The following is a 16,279-nucleotide window of genomic DNA, read 5'->3' on the forward strand; positions in this document are numbered from 1 at the left end:
CCAATCAATGCTTTATTTGACATTTTATGCAAATATTTTGAAAATAAATTTAAAGAGGTATAAATGTTAATCAATAAAAATGATTTACCCCTTGTTGCTGAAGATTTTATGAACGATGTTCATTTTGAAGATGTTGAAATTATTAATAATTTATATGAAAAACTATTAACTTATATAAATGACTCAACAAAAGAAAATAAAAATATATTTATAGATAATTATCAAGAGTGGTATGACCATACCGTTGCACATTTTAAAGGAGAAGAAGAGAAAATGCTTGAATTAAATTTTCCTCCTTATATGATGCATAAAAGTGAGCATGAAAGATGTTTAGAGCAAATGAGATTAATTCTTGAACATTTTATAAAAAATGAAGACTCACAGATATTAAGAAACTATTTTGAAAGTGATTTAGTTAATTGGCTAATAAATCATATTCACACTATGGATACTGTTACAGCAATGTTTTTTAAAACAGGACAAAGTCCTTGCCACGCACACTAAAAAATGACAAAAGAAAAATTTGATTCAGAAGTTAAAACTTTAAAAAAGTTTTTTGAATTTTATTGCGATAATAAACATGAGAAAAAAAATTTATATATAAAAGATGTCTCTTACAAGGGGCATACTTTTGTATATGAATTGAATCTTTGTGAAGAGTGTATAAAAGATATAAATTATAGTATTGAAAGATTACAAAACTGTATTCATGAAGAAAAACCTAGATGTCGAAAATGTAAAACACCATGTTATGATAAAATGATGTGGAAAAGAGTTGCAAAAGTGATGAAATATAGTGGTATTCACTTAAAAATAAACTCTATTAAAAAATCTCTATTTTCATGATTTATCTTTACTTCTTAAATAACTAAATCCCTCAATTACAACTAAAGAAATTATAACTGCAACTGTTAAATTAAAAAGAAGGTCAATTGTAAAAAAACTAGACATAATAAATACCTTAATTGATTATTTTATTAATTTTATCATAACTGTGTCTCAAAATTGTCTCAATTAACTAAATTATTTAATTTTTTTTATTATTACTATTTAAATAATAATCTTTATCATTTAGTTGCTATTGTATTATTTTTTTACACAATTATAGAAAATTAAGCAAGTTCTAATCTTATTCCTAAAAAATTTTAAGTAAAATTATTAGTTATGGCAATTAAGTTACGCAATAACAGTTGACTAGGAGCATGCATGAAAAATCTAACAATCAAAAACAAACTACTTATAATAGTCATTTCTACTATTATAACCGTCTCAATTATTTTGGCTATAGAGGCTATCTATACCATCAACCAGATAAGTAAGCAAAATATTGAAAAATATACAATTGATGCTTATAAAAATAAAGAGCTTAATTTAAAGAATTATGTCTCTTTAGCAATGAATACACTTAAAGATGAGTATGACAAGATGTCACAAGAGGGTTTAAGTGAGGAAGAAGCAAAACAAAATGCTTTAAAAGCTATTGAAAAAATTAGATATGGAGAAGAAGGATATTTTTGGATTAATGATATCAGCTTAAATATGCTTATGCACCCTGTCTCAAAATCATTAGTTGGAAGAAATGTTTCAGAAGTAAAAGACCCTGAAGGTAAATATTTTTTCAAAGAAATAGAAAAAATAGCAAAAGACAAAGCTTCAGGTTTAGTAACTTATGTATGGAATAAACCAGGTTTTGATAAACCACAACCTAAATATACTTATATAGAAGTATTTAAACCTTGGGGATGGGTAATTGCTACAGGTAGTTATTTAGATGATGTTGAAAATAGTGTTGCACAAATGCAAGCATTATCAGATGAAGATACTGCTGATGCTATTATGGTAATCTTTATTGGTGTAATTTTACTTACTGTTATTATTTCTACAATTGTTGTATTTATTGCAAATAGAATGATTGTTAAACCACTTTCAAAATTAACAGGAACAGTTAAAGCCCTTACAAAATTTTCTAGTGCTGACCAAAAAATCAATATTAATTCAAAAGATGAAATTGGAGATTTAGCAAGATACTTTAATGAATATCTTGAATCAATTAGAAAAGTAACAGCACAAGACCAAAAAATTGTTGAAGAGAGTGAAAAAGCAATTGAAATGGTAAGAGCTGGTTTCTTTGCCTATAAAGTTGAAAGTTCAACAGAAAATAGATCTACAAATGATTTAAAAAATGCTATTAATGTACTTATTGATGAATTTAAAGAGCATTTAGGGGAAGTAAATAGTGCTTTAAATGAGTATTCTAAAGGTAATTTTGAATATGACTTTGATGTAAAAAATGTAAGTGGTAACTTAGGTTCAGTTGTAAGAGGAACAAAATCAATTGGAGATAATGTTTCAGAGATTTTAGCAACTATTATGACAAGTGGAGAGAAACTTGCAAACAATATTGAAATTTTAACTTCTTCAGCAACTTCTCTTTCTGATTCTGCAAATGCACAGGCAGCTTCACTTGAAGAAACAGCAGCTGCGGTAGAAGAGATCAATAGTAATATCCAAAACAGTACTCAAAATATGGAAAAAATGAAAGAGCTTGATGATGTTGTTATGAACTCAGCTCAAAAAGGTCAAGAGCTTGCTCATCAAACAGCAACTTCAATGGATGAGATTAATACAGAAGTTGAATCAATTGCCGATGCAATTACAGTAATTGACCAAATTGCTTTCCAAACAAATATTCTTTCACTTAATGCAGCAGTTGAAGCAGCTACTGCTGGAGAAGCTGGAAAAGGATTTGCCGTTGTTGCAGCCGAAGTTAGAAATCTTGCAAATAGATCTGCTGAAGCAGCTAAAGAGATTAAAGACTTAGTTGAAAAAGCTACTTCAAAAGCAAATAATGGTAAAACTATTGCTGATACAATGATTAAAGGTTATGATGAACTTCAAAATGCAATTGTTCAGACTAAACAAATTATAGATAATGTAGCAAATGCCTCAAAAGAACAAGGTTTAGGAATTGCACAAATTAACGATGCAATTACTATCTTAGATAAAAATACACAAGAAAATGCAAGTGATGCAACAAGTATTGCAAACCTAGCAAATGAAGTAAAAGAGTTATCTACTAATTTAATTTCTGTTGCACAAAATGCAAAATTTAAAGAGAGTGCTAGGGCTCAAATTGCTGATACTAATTTAGTTTATGAATTAAATAATCTAAAACTTCAGCACATATTATTCAAAGAGAATAACTTTGCAAGAATTGCAGAAAATAGTAAAATTACAGTAGTAAATGAGACTCAATGTAATTTAGGAAAGTGGATACTTCAAGTAGAAAAAGAAGGAAAACCATTTACAAAAACTGCAAACTGGCAAGCACTTAAAGATGCACATAAAAGAGTTCACGGTGGAGTACAATGTTTCTTAGATAAGAATTTAGAGCATGCTCCAAATGAAAAACTAATTGAAATTGGTAATGGCGTAGAAATAGCTACTGCAGAAGTATTTAAAGCTTTAGATACAGTAAAAGTTGAAAATGCCAATTTATAGAAAGGATACTTATGAAAAAGATTGCAATTATTGATGATGAAATCTCTATTTTAGATATATTACAAAGGTTTTTATCAAGAAAAAATCTTTTTGAGATTGATACATTTGAAAACCCATTAGCAGCATTAGATTCAATACAAAAGAAGAATTATGATTTAATTCTTTGTGATATTATGATGCCACAAATAAATGGTATTGAATTAGTAAAAAAAATAAAAGAGATAAAACCTAATCAAAAAATTATTATGATTACGGCTTTCTCAACAGAAGATAAAATAATTGAATGTGATGGAATAGGAGTAGATGACTATTTAACTAAACCTTTTATTTCAATGAGAGATGTAGAAAATAAAGTTTTAGATGCAGTAGGATTATAAGAGGAAGAAAACTTCCTCTTATTTAATCTCTATAGATTTTTTACTATTTTGTTCTTCTTTTTTTGGAATGATAATTTCTAAAACTCCATTATCACTTCTAGCTTCAATATTTTCTATATCAATGTTTTCAGGAATAGTAAAACTTCTTGTAAATTTACCAAATGATGTTTCAACTTTATAATAATCTTCTTCTTTAATTTCTTCTTTTGTTTTTCTCTCTCCAGAGATAGTTAAAACATCTTTATTTATATCAACTTTAATATCCTCTTTTTTTACTCCTGGTAAATCAACATCAATATGATAAGCACTTTCCCCTTCTCTTGTGTTTACAACAGGAACAAAGCCATTTACTGACTCACTATTAGGATAAACATAAAAACTTTTTTCTAAATCTTTAATTTGTTTAAATGGATCAAATCTTGTAAGTAGCATTTTGACTCCTTAATTTAATTATTCTTGATACTTTATTTATCAAGTTAATGAAATTATAACAAATATTTTTAGCACTTGTCAAGAGTAAGTGCTAATATTTTTAGCAATTTTATATTAAAAGTGCTAAGCAACTACAATAAAAGTAGTAAATATTGTTAATAAATAGATAGCTACTACAATTACATAATCTTTTTTATTTGTATTAACATTATTCATTTTTTCTCCCTTCAATAGGAGAAAAAACTTCTCCTATTAATATTTTTTAATTTTTATAAACCACCTTGGCATGTCATCGGACATAAACTTTCCTTTTTATTTTTTGCATAAAAAAAGGGGAGAAGCAAAAGCTCCTCCCCTTTCAAAATAGATTTTATAAAATCTTATTCGTCTGCGAATTTCGCTTTTTTTGCTGCTCTTCTTCTTGATGTTGGATCAAGTTCTCTTTTCCTAACTCTAATACTTAATGGAGTTACTTCTACAAGCTCATCTTCTTCAATCCACTCTAAAGCATTCTCTAAAGACATTTGTCTTGGTGGAATAAGCTTAATAGCATCATCAGAACCAGATGCTCTTACGTTTGTAAGTGCTTTCCCTTTAATAGGATTAACATCAAGATCATTAGATTTTGCATGCTCTCCAATTACCATTCCAACATATACTTTATCTTGAGGCTTAATATACATAATCCCTCTATCTTGTAAGTTGAAAATTGAGTAACCAAGTGCTTCACCATTTTCCATAGAAACTAATGCTCCATATTTTCTAGATTCAACTGTTCCAGAATATGGTCTAAATTCTAAGAATGAGTGGTTCATAACACCCTCACCTTTTGTATCAGTTAAGAACTCAGTTCTAATACCGATTAACCCTCTTGCAGGAATTTCAAACTCTAATCTTGTAAATCCAGCACCCATTGGTACCATATTTGTCATATTAGCTTTTCTTTTTCCTAATTTTTCAATAATTGTTCCAGAATACTCTTCTGGTGTATCAATTACTAAGTGTTCAAATGGTTCCATAATAACACCATTCTCTTCTTTTGTAATTACTTCTGGTCTTCCAATAGAGAACTCAAAACCTTCTCTTCTCATATTTTCAGCTAGAATAGTAATTTGAAGCTCACCTCTTCCATTTACTTTAAATTTACCTTCACCAATTTGCTCATAACTCATAGCAATATTAGTATTCATTTCAGATTTTAATCTTTCATCAATTTTATTTGAAGTTACAAACTTACCTTCTGTTCCAGCTAATGGAGAGTCATTAACTGCGAATGTAACTGATAGTGTTGGTTCTTCAATATGCATTGGATCTAATGGCATTGGATTTGCAGGATCACAAAGTGAATCCCCAACATCAATAGTTTCAAAACCTGCAACAGCACAGATATCTCCAGCTCCTGCTTTTTGAATTTCAATTCTTTCTAAACCTTTAAATCCAATAAGTTTAGTTACTCTACCTTTAACTTTTTCCCCATCTGCTTTACAAAGCATAACTGTTTCACCCATTGAAATAGTACCGTTGAATAATCTTGCAATACCAATTTTTCCAATGAAGTTATCATAATCAAGAGTAAATACTTGAAGTTGAAGCCCTTCCTCTTCACTTCCATTTGGCTTTGGAACTTCTTTTAAAATTGTTTCAAATAGTGGTTGTAAATCTTTCTTTTCATCTTCTAAAGAATGAATTGCATAACCATCTCTTGCTGCTGCATAAATAACTGGGAATTCAAGTTGTTCTTCATTTGCACCCATTTGATCAAATAGGTCAAATACTTCATCTACTACTCTATCTGGCTCACCAGCTGGCTTATCAATTTTGTTTACAACAACAATTGGTCTGTGTCCTAATGATAAGGCTTTTTTAACAACAAATTTTGTTTGAGGCATAACCCCTTCTTGTGCATCTACAAGTAAAAGCACAGAGTCAACCATCTTTAGAACCCTTTCAACTTCTCCACCAAAATCGGCGTGTCCTGGAGTGTCGATAATATTAATTCTTACACCTTCGTAATCAATAGCAGTATTTTTAGAAAGAATTGTAATCCCTCTTTCTTTTTCAATATCGTTGCTATCCATAACTCTCTCATCAACCTCTTGGTGAGCTGCAAAAGTTCCTGATTGCTTTAATAACTCATCTACAAGTGTAGTTTTACCATGGTCAACGTGTGCAATTACGGCAATATTTCTAATGTCTCTCATTTACTCTCTTTATGATAAATTTTCGCGATTATACTAAAAATTTGCTTAAATTTAGTCTTTTTTAATTTATGAATAAAAATTCATAATCTATTCATAATCTATTCATTGCTTCTTGATAAATTTTCATAAACAATTAATAAAGGGAAATTATGACATACGCTTTTAAAGCTATAAAAGCAAATAGACTCAAAACATCATTGATTATTCTAAGTCTTATCTTTTCTATTACTTCTATTTTTTTGATTACTTCTATTTCAAATGGAGTAATTTCTATGTACTCTTCAATGTTGAAAAGTGATGGAGATATTATTATCACTCAAAAAAATATCTCTGATACTTTTTTCTCTAATATTGATATTAATTTAATAGAAAAAATAAATAGTTTAGATGAAGTTATAAAAACTTCTGCACTAATTGTAGGGGCTTCAATGGTTGAAGATTTACCAATAGTTGCTGTTTATGGAGTAAGTGAAAATAGATTTAAAAACTATGAATTAGTAACTGGCAAATACCCTAAACAAGGAGAGGTTCTTCTTGGAAAATCTATTTATGAAAGTTTAAAAAATCATAATGAAATTCTAATCTCAAATGAAAAATTTAGAGTATCAGGAGTATTTGAAAGTTCTATTGGCTTTGAAAATGGTGGTGCTGTATTAACAATAAGTGATGCAAGTAAGATTTTTAATAAAAGTGCTTCAATGATTATGGTTAATAGCAAAATTGATACAGATATAGAAAAGCTTGTAAACAAGATTAATATCTTTGATAAAAATATTGAAGCTAAATCAACAACTAATTTCGTTGATAACTATAACCAATTTAAAATAATCAAAACTTCATCAAATGTTATCTCATTTATCTCTTTTTGCATGGGACTTTTAACTATTGCTTCAATTTTAAGTATCACAATTAATCAAAGAAAGAGTGAATTTGGAATTAAAAGAGCCCTTGGTATTTCTATGAATAAAATTGTTATTCAAATTATCAATGAAGCTTTAATTCTTGGATTTTTTAGTTTCTTTATTGCCCTTGGTATTTCAAAATCTGTTTTATACTTTATAAAAAACAGCTCTTTTTTACATGGTTATGTAAATGGTGAGATTTCATTAGAGATATCGGTTTTTATACTTTTCACAACACTTAGTATCTCTATTTTAGGTTCGATTTTTCCTGCATTAAATGCTTCTAAAACTGACCCAATGATTTTAATCCAAGGAGATAAAATATGATAACTTTAAAAGAAGTTTCTAAAAAATATGATAAAGATTTTGCCTTAAAAGATATAAATCTAAATATTAAAAAAGGCTCTTTTGTTGCTATTACAGGAGAGAGTGGGAGTGGTAAAACAACTCTTCTTTCTATTTTATCAACACTATTAAAACCAAACTCTGGAGAAATCACTTTTGAAGATACAGAGTATAAAAGTATAAAAAATATGGATAAGTTTAGACAAGAGAATATTGGTTTTGTTTTTCAATTTCACTATCTAATCAATTATCTAACAGTAAAAGAGAATATTCTACTTGCAAATGAAAAAGCAAGTACAGAAGAGATAAGAAAACTATTATCTCTTTTAGATATCAATAACTTAATTAACTCATATCCAAATGAAATCTCAGGGGGTCAACGACAAAGAGTTGCTATTGCAAGAGCTTTAATAAACCATCCTAAAGTTATCTTTGCAGATGAGCCAACAGGAAACCTTGACTCAAAAAACTCTTTAAATGTATTTAATATTTTTAAAAAACTCTCTTCAAATGGAGTAACAATAGTTGTTGCAACACATGATAAAGAGTTAGCAAAACTTGCTGATATAACATTGGAGGTAAAAGATGGACAACTTTAATATTTTTATTGAAAAACAGTTTAGAATCTCTTTACTGTTTTTCTTTTTAGGTCTATTTTTCGGTATTTTATACTCTGTAAATTTACTTGGTATTTTTATTGATTCAACAACACTAAATCCAGTAAATATTAGAAGTTTGCATATCTCACTTATGCTTTATGGTTTTATCCCACTTATGCTTTCATATTTACCTTTTTTACTTATAAATAAAGAAGTAGGTTCTTGTAAAGATGGACTTTTTTACTTAAATCTATATACTATTTTTTGGTATATCTTTTTAATATTTATGATTTCTTCACTGCTTTTTGGAAATACAAGAGGTTTAGCTTTTTATGATTTTCCCTATGAATTAAACTTTATTTTAAGTCTTGCGGGAGTTTTTTATATCATTGCTTTATATAAATTTATCAAGCAGTACGGAGTAAAACCTTTATGGGTTAAAGTCTCTTTATATATTGTATTAGTAGCTCCCCTTGCACTTTTAGTTCTTATGAATCCTACAATTGGGCAAGTTGAAAAAACAGTTACTGGACCACATGGAGACAATACACTTGGAATGAGCTTTGCTTTAATTCCTATTTACTTTCTAATCATCAAACTTCTAAGCCAAAATGAGTTTAAAGCTAGATGGAATATTCTTTGGATTACACCACTGTTTTTTTATATCATCTCAGTTCTTTATAGAAGTTTTATAGGAGAATTAACTTATAACCAAGAGTGGTTTTTCCAATACCTTACTTTACTTTATGTACCCCTTTTATATAGATGGTATAAAGATGCAAAGATAGAAAAGTATGCAAAACTTGCACTTCTTATTTCTATAGCTTCATTTCTTTTTGTAGATATTGAAGGAAATATTCTATTTATTCCAGAGATTAGATGGTTATTTCATAGAAATGATTTAATTGTAGCCCATGCTCATGTTGCTATGGGAATCTCTGTTTTCTTTATGGTTATCTCTATGTTTGTTTCTCATATCAAAGAGCTTCAAACACTAAAATTTTATAGTTTTTATCTTTTTGGTCTTATAGGAATTTTCACTGTTTTATCTCTTAGTGGTTTTGTTCAAGCAGGAGTGTTAAAAGCCTCTATTCATAACTTTTGGATAGCAAGAACTATCTTTGGAATATTTGCTTTTCTTTCAGTTTTAGCCTTTGTAAATATGAAGTTCAAACTTACAAACTTACAAAAGTATAACCTTTTTGGCTTTTTAAATGATGGTTTAGGAGGAGTATTTTTAATCCTTCTTGCTAGTTTTATCTATCCAAGTTTAAACTTTAGTTTTGAAGGAAAATATGAATATATCGTTTTTGCTTTTGTAAGTATGACTGGACTTATTCACTTCTTAGCTTTAAAGTATAAAGAGTATGAATCAATTCTTACAAAATTAACTGTTTTTATTAGAGTTTTTATAAGTTCATTATTTTTCTCACTTTATACAGCAGGAACATTAGAAATTGTTGCACTATTTATATCAGCCTTTGATATTTCAATGGTGGTTTTTTACCTACTTTATTTTTATAAAAAGGAGCAGTTATGCAAAAATTAGCCCTAGTATTTTTTATTGCTTTTGAGTTATGTTACTACTTACTTATAGCACAAACAGGTATTGTTGAGCATTTAGCCTCAAATATCTTTGTTATAGCCCCTCTTCCTATTGGAGGAGTTATTGGTTCAATATTAAGTTTTTATATTAAGACATCAAATAAAAATAAGATATTTTCATTTTTACTTCTACAATTAGCAGTTAGTTTTTTCTATCCAAATTTAAATGCCCTACTTCTATTTATACTTGGAATAAGTGTTGGGGCTTTAGCACCATTATTAATAAATGAGCTAAAAAAAGCTTCAAATATACAATTGGGTTTTGCCCTTGCAATTTCATATGCTTTAGGAACTTTTCTATTTACATATGAAGCTTCACAAAGAGGCTCAATTGCAATTGCATTTACTATAATTGCTCTTGTTTCATCACTATTTATAAATCAAAAAGAGCATAAAGATTTAACAAGCAATAACTATTCATACTCACTATTTGTGATGGTTTTATGGATTTTCCTTGACTCAACTTTATTTGAAACACTTTCAAGGGATTTAACTACTTCTATTTGGAGAGATGGTTTTACTTTAGAGATAATTGTTTTTCATCTAATTGGAGTAGTAAGTGCATTTTATATCAAGATGGAAAAAACACAAAAAGAGCTTCTTATCTTAACTCTTTTTGCCCTTTCATATCTATTTTATTTCCTACATGAAGGTTTTATTTTATCACTTGTTTATCCTTTTGTAATCTCTTTTTACAATGTAGTAATTCTTCAAACTATTGTAAAAAAAGATTTAAAAACACTAGGTATTTACATGGTATTTATTGGATGGGCTGCATCAGGAGCTGGATTATTTGTAGCTTTAGAAAATTTAACCTATTTTGTTCCAACTATATTTTTATTATGTTTAATCAAAATTGTAATAACACAACAAACACAAAAAAAGGAGTTACCATGGCTAAATTAATATTTACATTAATATTTGCAGCACTTTTAAGTTCTGCAAATGCCCAAAATCTACAGTTTGTAGATGGAGAGATAAAAGCACATACTGAGGTTTTTGGAGATAAAAATATCAATCCATTTTCTAAAGATATTTCATCACACTTATCAATGAATAAGAGTATAGATTCATTAAAAGGGACTATCTCTTTAAGTACCTTTTCATTTCATAGTGATAATGAAAAAAGGGATTTACATATGTATGAGACTTTACACTCAAAAGCTTTTCCTCAAATCTCTTTTAGATTAAACTCTATAGAGAAACTAGATAATAGTTTTTTAATAAAAGGTTTTCTTACTCTAAATGGTTTAGAAAAAGAAGTTAGCTCAATAGCACAAATTAAAGATGAAAATAATCATCTAGTTTTAGATGGGAATTTTTCTATTAACTTAACTGCATTTAATCTTGAACCACCAACAATGCTTTTCTTAACAGTTAGAGACCAAATAGATATCTCTTACCATTTAGATTATATTAAAGGATAAATTTATGAAAAAGATTATTCTATTTCTTTCTTTGGTACTTTGTGCTTTTTCACAAGAGTTAAGTATAAATGATAAGATTAATAATTTCTCTTTAGCTAATCAATTTGATGAAAAAAAGACAATTGATTCAAAAGTAAATACAATTATCGTCTCTTTTGAAAAAGACACGGGAAAAGAAGTAAATGAATTCTTAGAGCAAAAAACTTCAGGCTTTTTAAGAGAACATCATGCTGTTTTTATTGCAAATATTTCAGGAATGCCCATGATTATAACTAAAATGTTTGCCTTACCAAAAATGAAAAACTATAAACATGAGATACTTTTAATTTATGATGAAAATGATGATAGATTTAAAGCTCAAGATGGAATGTCAACTCTTTATAGGCTTGAAAATGGTGTAATAAAAAGTATTGAGTTTATTACAAAAGATGATTTAGAGAAAGTTTTTCTATGAGACTTCCAGAACTTGAAATAAAAAATCTTAAAGTAAAAAGTGAGAATTTGCAGGGTTTGCAAATTCTTCACTTAAGTGATTTACATATAAACAAAAAAACAAAAGTAATGAATATAGAAAAACTTGTAGCTTTTTGTAATAGTTTAGAGTATGATTTTTTAGCTCTTACAGGAGATATTATAGATTGTAAAGTAGATAAAATAATACCTCAGCTTAAAGCTTTAAACTCTTTAAAAAAGGTATTTTATATAAGTGGTAACCATGATCTGTTTTATGGAATAAAAGGATTAAAAGAGCTTCTGACAAATTTCACTTTTTTAGATAATAAAACCACTTTTATAAAGTACCAAAATAGAGATATTGCCCTTGCTGGGATAAGTGATAGATTCTCAAAATTTTTTAAAATAAAAAGAGAAGAAAAAAAAATTCTTAGCTTTTTAAAAAGTAATGAAGACTCTATCTTACTTGCCCACCAACCAAAGGATTACTCTTTAGCAATAGCTTCAAATACAAAACTTTTTTTATGTGGACATACTCACGGAGGGCAAGTTTTTCCCTTTCACTACTTTGTAAGACTCTTTCAACCTTTTCTTGCTGGTATCTTCTATAAAAAAGATACTTGTATCTATGTAAATAGAGGATTAGGTACTTGGGGGATTGATTTTAGATATAAAGCCAATAGCGAAATAACTCTTTTAAAATTAATAAATAATTAGTATTCATATTATATTCATATTTTTGTACTATAATTTAATTATGAAAATATTAATTATAGAAGATGATGAAAAAATCGTAAACTTTTTGAAAAAAGGTCTTGAAGAAGAGTCTTATAGTGTTGACCACTCATTAAATGGAGATGAGGGTATTTATTTAGCTAGTGTAAATGATTATGATCTAATACTTCTTGATATTATGCTTCCTATTAAAGATGGAATTGAAGTGTGTAGAACTCTTAGGTCAAACTCTATTAATACACCAATTATAATGCTTACTGCTAAAGACTCTATTGAAGATAAAATAAAGGGTTTAGATATTGGTGCAAATGATTATTTAGCAAAACCTTTCTCTTTTAGTGAACTGCTTGCTAGAATAAGAGTACAACTTAGAGCTACCAATCAAAATCAAACCACTCTAAAATTAGCTGATTTACAATTAGACCTTCTTACTAAAACAGCTAAAAGAGGCGAAGATACTATAAACCTTACAGCAAAAGAGTTTGCACTCTTAGAGTATTTAATAAAGAATCAAAACAAAGTTTTATCAGAGAGTGTAATTAGCTCTTCACTTAGTAATATGGATGATATGAATATTAGTAATGTAGTAAATGTATATATTTATAGACTAAGAAATAAAATTGATAAACCTTATGAAAAGAAACTTATCAAAACAATTAGAGGCTTAGGTTTTAAAATAAGTGATGACTAATCTATCAATAAAAAGAAAACTTCTTATCTATAATATTTTTATTCAAATTCTAATTTTGATGCTTTTCTCTTTTTCTATTTACAAAACTTTAGAGATCTCTTCAAAAGATAAACTTGAAGCTACACTAAAAGTAATCTTACTTGATGTTGCTGATGATATTATTGAACATAAAACAGATTTGCACGCAACAAATTTTGATGAAGAGAAAGAGTATAAATTTAAACCTCTTTATATAAGGTTAATAAAACTAGATGATACCTATAAAGAGGTAAAAAGTACTTATTTTCCAAAAGACATAATTAGTAATAATAACTACTTAAAAAATCTAATCTTAAATCGTATAGATTTTGAATACCAAGAGCACTATATAATTAGTAGATTAAAAATAGAAATGAATGATGATTATGTAGTTGAGGTTGCTACAAACTTTTCTACTATAGACTCAACCCTTGAAAATCTAATTTATATTTTATTTTTTATAGTTCCTGTTATTTTAGTTTTATCGATTATTGGTGGATACTTCTTAATATATAAATCTTTTTTACCTATTGAAAGATTACTTCAAAATCTAAAAAACATAAATGCAAGTGATTTATCAAAAAGATTAGAATCTAAAAACAAAAATGATGAGATAGATTTACTCTCTTATGAGATAAACAACCTTCTACAAAGACTTGAAATATCTTTTGAAAAGATTTCACAATTTAGCTCTGATGCTTCACATGAATTAAAAACACCTCTTACAATTATTAGAGGAGAAATAGAGATAGCTCTTAGAAAAGATAGAAGCCAAAATGAATATAAAGAGACTTTATCAAATTGCTTAGATGAACTTATTACTATACAACAAACCATTGATGATTTACTATTCTTAGCTAAAAATGAACATGAAGTTTTAGAACAAAATGAAGAAGAGATATATTTAGATGAGGTATCACTTGAAGCTTATAAAGAGATGCAAGCCTTTGCAAAACTAAAAAAAATCAAGCTTGAATGTCAAATAAAAGAGCCTTTACAAATAAAAGGTCATCATAAACTACTAAAGATAGCTCTAAAAAATATTTTAAAAAATGCCATAACTTTTAGTCATGAGAACTCAATAGTTACTATCTCAAACTACAAAGAAGAAAATAGCAATGTAATTTGTATAGAAGATACAGGAATTGGTATTTCAAAGGAAGACCAAGAAAAAATCTTTGATAAATTTTATAGGACAGATAAAAGTAGAAACAAAGAGTCTGGTGGCACAGGCTTAGGAATGTCGATTGTTGAAAAAATAGTAAAAATTCATAAAGGAAAAATTGAATTAGAGAGCGAAGAGAATCAAGGAACAAAAGTCTTTTTTAGATTTCTAAAGGAAGTTGATGAATATTAAGAAGCTTGTTAAATTAAACTTTTTAATTATTATCTTTTTAGTAGTATCTATTTTTCTAATAAATAGTATTGTTTTAGAAAAACTAAAAGAGAACCAATACTCAAAAAAAGAGATTTCTAAACTTGTCTTTATGCAAGAAAATATGAACTTTTTAGTTAAAGATATCATTGATACAGAAAATTTAAAAGAGCTAGAAGAGTTAAAAAATGAATTTCTAATTTATGAAAAAAAATTTGAAAAAATAAAAAACTATCTTTTTATAAAAGACAAAGATGATTTTTTAGATTTATTAATAAAGGATATTCATAAACACCCAAATGTTGAAAAGCATTTAATTCTTCTATCTAAATCTGAAAAAGATATAGAAAAATATTTTGATAATATCTTTGAAATGCAAAAAAGAAAAATTGAGTTAAAAACTCTATTTTTACAAGACTATCCCAAAGAGAGTCTACTTAGAAAAAATATAGAAAAGGAAATTTTACAGACTAAAGATCTAAATATTATAAAACATTTCTCAGATATTAAATACTACAGTAAAGAAGTCCTTTTCCAACATAAAGAAGATAAATATTTAAATATACTACTTGAAAAAATATACTCTTTACAAAAGATATACCCAAATAATCAATTATCTGAATATATTGATATTATAAAAACTATCTCTGCCCATGCTTTAGAGTTAGAAAAAATAGAAAAAGAAGAAAAACTATTACAAAACAATATCTCTAAAACAGTAAAAGAGAATAAAGTATTAAACTTAAAAATTGAAAATGAAATTGAAAAAATCTCTTCAAACTTTAGTAAAAGAAGCTACTCTTTTATTATCTCTTTACTCTTAGTAACTATTATTTTAATCATCTATTTAGCTTTTAAAGTAAATAAAAATGTTGCTCTTAGCTTTGATGAAATTCAAGAAAAAGTTGAAGAGGGCTTAAAAACAATAAAAGAGTTAAATCATGAGATAGAAGATACTCAAAAAGAAGTTGTTTTTACAATGGGAGCTATTGGAGAAAGTAGAAGTAAAGAGACTGGTAATCATGTAAAAAGAGTTGCTGAATACTCTAAATTATTAGCTTTATATTATGGTCTTTCAAAAGAAGAAGCTGAACTTTTAAAACAAGCAAGTCCTATGCATGATATAGGAAAAGTTGCGATTCCTGATTCTATTTTAAATAAACCAGGCAGATTTGATGAAAAAGAGAGAAAAATTATGAATACTCATGCAAAAATAGGTTATGAAATGCTTAAACATTCAAATAGACCTCTCTTAAAAGCTGCTGCTATAATTTCTTTAGAACATCATGAAAAATGGGATGGTACAGGTTATCCTAAAGGATTAAAAGAAAAAGAAATTCATATATATGGAAGAATTACTGCCATTGCCGATATATTTGATGCCTTAGGAAGTGATAGATGTTATAAAAAAGCTTGGAGTGATGAAAAAATTTTTAAACTTTTTAAAGAAGAAAGAGAAAAACATTTTGATCCTAAATTGGTAGATATCTTTTTTGAACATTTAGATGAATTTTTAAAAATTAGAGACTCTTTTAAGGATACCTAATACTGTTAATCTCTTATTAATTTATTATTAATAGAAGATTGACTCTAATTATTTATACTTTTGTATTACAAA

General features: G+C 27.4%; 16 protein-coding genes. 14 read left to right on the forward strand and 2 right to left on the reverse strand.

Annotation, left to right across the window (positions count from 1 at the left end; all coding sequences use genetic code 11):
- Positions 1 to 63 precede the first annotated feature (63 nt).
- The 4 genes from ABIV_RS13390 to ABIV_RS13405 all read left to right on the forward strand — a co-directional run bounded on the left by ABIV_RS13390 (position 64) and on the right by ABIV_RS13405 (position 3,878).
- Entirely contained in the window at positions 64 to 504 is a 441-nt protein-coding gene (locus tag ABIV_RS13390) for a bacteriohemerythrin (protein WP_114840373.1), read from the forward strand.
- A 3-nt stretch (positions 505 to 507) separates the two neighbouring features.
- Complete coding sequence (locus ABIV_RS13395; protein ID WP_114840374.1) at positions 508 to 846, forward strand: nitrous oxide-stimulated promoter family protein; 339 nt, start codon at positions 508 to 510, stop codon at positions 844 to 846.
- A 360-nt stretch (positions 847 to 1,206) separates the two neighbouring features.
- A complete protein-coding gene (locus tag ABIV_RS13400) occupies positions 1,207 to 3,501 on the forward strand; it encodes a cache domain-containing protein (protein WP_114840375.1) in 2,295 nt (764 codons plus the stop codon).
- 11 nt (positions 3,502 to 3,512) lie between these two features.
- Positions 3,513 to 3,878, forward strand: a complete 366-nt coding sequence (locus ABIV_RS13405; protein WP_114840376.1) for a response regulator — start codon at positions 3,513 to 3,515, stop codon at positions 3,876 to 3,878.
- 18 nt (positions 3,879 to 3,896) lie between these two features.
- On the opposite strand, the gene ABIV_RS13410 is transcribed toward ABIV_RS13405, so the two are convergent.
- Both ABIV_RS13410 and typA read right to left on the reverse strand, forming a co-directional pair.
- On the reverse strand, positions 3,897 to 4,310 hold the full coding sequence (locus tag ABIV_RS13410) for an Hsp20/alpha crystallin family protein (RefSeq protein ID WP_114840377.1): 414 nt from the start codon (positions 4,308 to 4,310) through the stop codon (positions 3,897 to 3,899).
- Positions 4,311 to 4,690: 380 nt separating this feature from the next.
- Positions 4,691 to 6,511 carry a translational GTPase TypA gene (gene typA, locus ABIV_RS13415; RefSeq protein WP_114840378.1) on the reverse strand — a complete coding sequence of 607 codons (1,821 nt, stop codon included), beginning with the start codon at positions 6,509 to 6,511 and terminating at the stop codon, positions 4,691 to 4,693.
- 149 nt (positions 6,512 to 6,660) lie between these two features.
- On the opposite strand from typA, the gene ABIV_RS13420 reads away from it, so the two are divergent.
- From ABIV_RS13420 to ABIV_RS13465, 10 genes are read left to right on the forward strand one after another with little or no spacing between them, the layout of a single operon-like run.
- Positions 6,661 to 7,740, forward strand: a complete 1,080-nt coding sequence (locus ABIV_RS13420) for an ABC transporter permease (RefSeq protein ID WP_228254311.1) — start codon at positions 6,661 to 6,663, stop codon at positions 7,738 to 7,740.
- The gene (locus ABIV_RS13425; protein WP_114840380.1) at positions 7,737 to 8,357 is read left to right on the forward strand and encodes an ABC transporter ATP-binding protein; all 621 of its coding nucleotides are present in this window, start codon (positions 7,737 to 7,739) and stop codon (positions 8,355 to 8,357) included. Before ABIV_RS13420 ends, ABIV_RS13425 begins: the two co-directional genes overlap by 4 nt.
- Positions 8,344 to 9,906: a hypothetical protein gene (locus ABIV_RS13430; RefSeq protein WP_114840381.1), complete on the forward strand. Its 1,563-nt coding sequence runs from the start codon at positions 8,344 to 8,346 to the stop codon at positions 9,904 to 9,906. The genes ABIV_RS13425 and ABIV_RS13430 overlap by 14 nt, the downstream gene beginning before the upstream one ends.
- A complete protein-coding gene (locus tag ABIV_RS13435) occupies positions 9,894 to 10,868 on the forward strand; it encodes a hypothetical protein (RefSeq protein ID WP_114840382.1) in 975 nt (324 codons plus the stop codon). The genes ABIV_RS13430 and ABIV_RS13435 overlap by 13 nt, the downstream gene beginning before the upstream one ends.
- Positions 10,856 to 11,389 carry a YceI family protein gene (locus tag ABIV_RS13440; protein WP_162918024.1) on the forward strand — a complete coding sequence of 178 codons (534 nt, stop codon included), beginning with the start codon at positions 10,856 to 10,858 and terminating at the stop codon, positions 11,387 to 11,389. Before ABIV_RS13435 ends, ABIV_RS13440 begins: the two co-directional genes overlap by 13 nt.
- A gap of 4 nt (positions 11,390 to 11,393) precedes the next feature.
- Entirely contained in the window at positions 11,394 to 11,843 is a 450-nt protein-coding gene (locus ABIV_RS13445) for a hypothetical protein (RefSeq protein ID WP_114840384.1), read from the forward strand.
- Positions 11,840 to 12,559 carry a metallophosphoesterase gene (locus ABIV_RS13450; RefSeq protein WP_114840385.1) on the forward strand — a complete coding sequence of 240 codons (720 nt, stop codon included), beginning with the start codon at positions 11,840 to 11,842 and terminating at the stop codon, positions 12,557 to 12,559. The genes ABIV_RS13445 and ABIV_RS13450 overlap by 4 nt, the downstream gene beginning before the upstream one ends.
- A gap of 40 nt (positions 12,560 to 12,599) precedes the next feature.
- A complete protein-coding gene (locus ABIV_RS13455) occupies positions 12,600 to 13,268 on the forward strand; it encodes a response regulator transcription factor (RefSeq protein ID WP_114840386.1) in 669 nt (222 codons plus the stop codon).
- Entirely contained in the window at positions 13,261 to 14,643 is a 1,383-nt protein-coding gene (locus ABIV_RS13460; RefSeq protein WP_228254312.1) for a sensor histidine kinase, read from the forward strand. The genes ABIV_RS13455 and ABIV_RS13460 overlap by 8 nt, the downstream gene beginning before the upstream one ends.
- The gene (locus ABIV_RS13465) at positions 14,633 to 16,207 is read left to right on the forward strand and encodes an HD-GYP domain-containing protein (RefSeq protein ID WP_114840388.1); all 1,575 of its coding nucleotides are present in this window, start codon (positions 14,633 to 14,635) and stop codon (positions 16,205 to 16,207) included. The genes ABIV_RS13460 and ABIV_RS13465 overlap by 11 nt, the downstream gene beginning before the upstream one ends.
- Positions 16,208 to 16,279 lie beyond the last annotated feature (72 nt).

It is taken from the genome of Halarcobacter bivalviorum (assembly GCF_003346815.1).
Classification (GTDB): Bacteria; Campylobacterota; Campylobacteria; order Campylobacterales; family Arcobacteraceae; genus Halarcobacter; species Halarcobacter bivalviorum.

Coding starts and splice junctions, on each gene's coding strand:
- ABIV_RS13435 (WP_114840382.1), top strand. CDS start 9,894: ATGCAAAAATTAGCCCTAGTATTTTTTATTGCTTTTGAGTTATGTTAC.
- ABIV_RS13460 (WP_228254312.1), top strand. CDS start 13,261: ATGACTAATCTATCAATAAAAAGAAAACTTCTTATCTATAATATTTTT.
- ABIV_RS13430 (WP_114840381.1), top strand. CDS start 8,344: ATGGACAACTTTAATATTTTTATTGAAAAACAGTTTAGAATCTCTTTA.
- ABIV_RS13420 (WP_228254311.1), top strand. CDS start 6,661: ATGACATACGCTTTTAAAGCTATAAAAGCAAATAGACTCAAAACATCA.
- ABIV_RS13390 (WP_114840373.1), top strand. CDS start 64: ATGTTAATCAATAAAAATGATTTACCCCTTGTTGCTGAAGATTTTATG.
- ABIV_RS13395 (WP_114840374.1), top strand. CDS start 508: ATGACAAAAGAAAAATTTGATTCAGAAGTTAAAACTTTAAAAAAGTTT.
- ABIV_RS13440 (WP_162918024.1), top strand. CDS start 10,856: ATGGCTAAATTAATATTTACATTAATATTTGCAGCACTTTTAAGTTCT.
- ABIV_RS13410 (WP_114840377.1), bottom strand. CDS start 4,310: ATGCTACTTACAAGATTTGATCCATTTAAACAAATTAAAGATTTAGAA.
- ABIV_RS13405 (WP_114840376.1), top strand. CDS start 3,513: ATGAAAAAGATTGCAATTATTGATGATGAAATCTCTATTTTAGATATA.
- ABIV_RS13400 (WP_114840375.1), top strand. CDS start 1,207: ATGAAAAATCTAACAATCAAAAACAAACTACTTATAATAGTCATTTCT.
- ABIV_RS13445 (WP_114840384.1), top strand. CDS start 11,394: ATGAAAAAGATTATTCTATTTCTTTCTTTGGTACTTTGTGCTTTTTCA.
- typA (WP_114840378.1), bottom strand. CDS start 6,511: ATGAGAGACATTAGAAATATTGCCGTAATTGCACACGTTGACCATGGT.
- ABIV_RS13465 (WP_114840388.1), top strand. CDS start 14,633: ATGAATATTAAGAAGCTTGTTAAATTAAACTTTTTAATTATTATCTTT.
- ABIV_RS13450 (WP_114840385.1), top strand. CDS start 11,840: ATGAGACTTCCAGAACTTGAAATAAAAAATCTTAAAGTAAAAAGTGAG.
- ABIV_RS13455 (WP_114840386.1), top strand. CDS start 12,600: ATGAAAATATTAATTATAGAAGATGATGAAAAAATCGTAAACTTTTTG.
- ABIV_RS13425 (WP_114840380.1), top strand. CDS start 7,737: ATGATAACTTTAAAAGAAGTTTCTAAAAAATATGATAAAGATTTTGCC.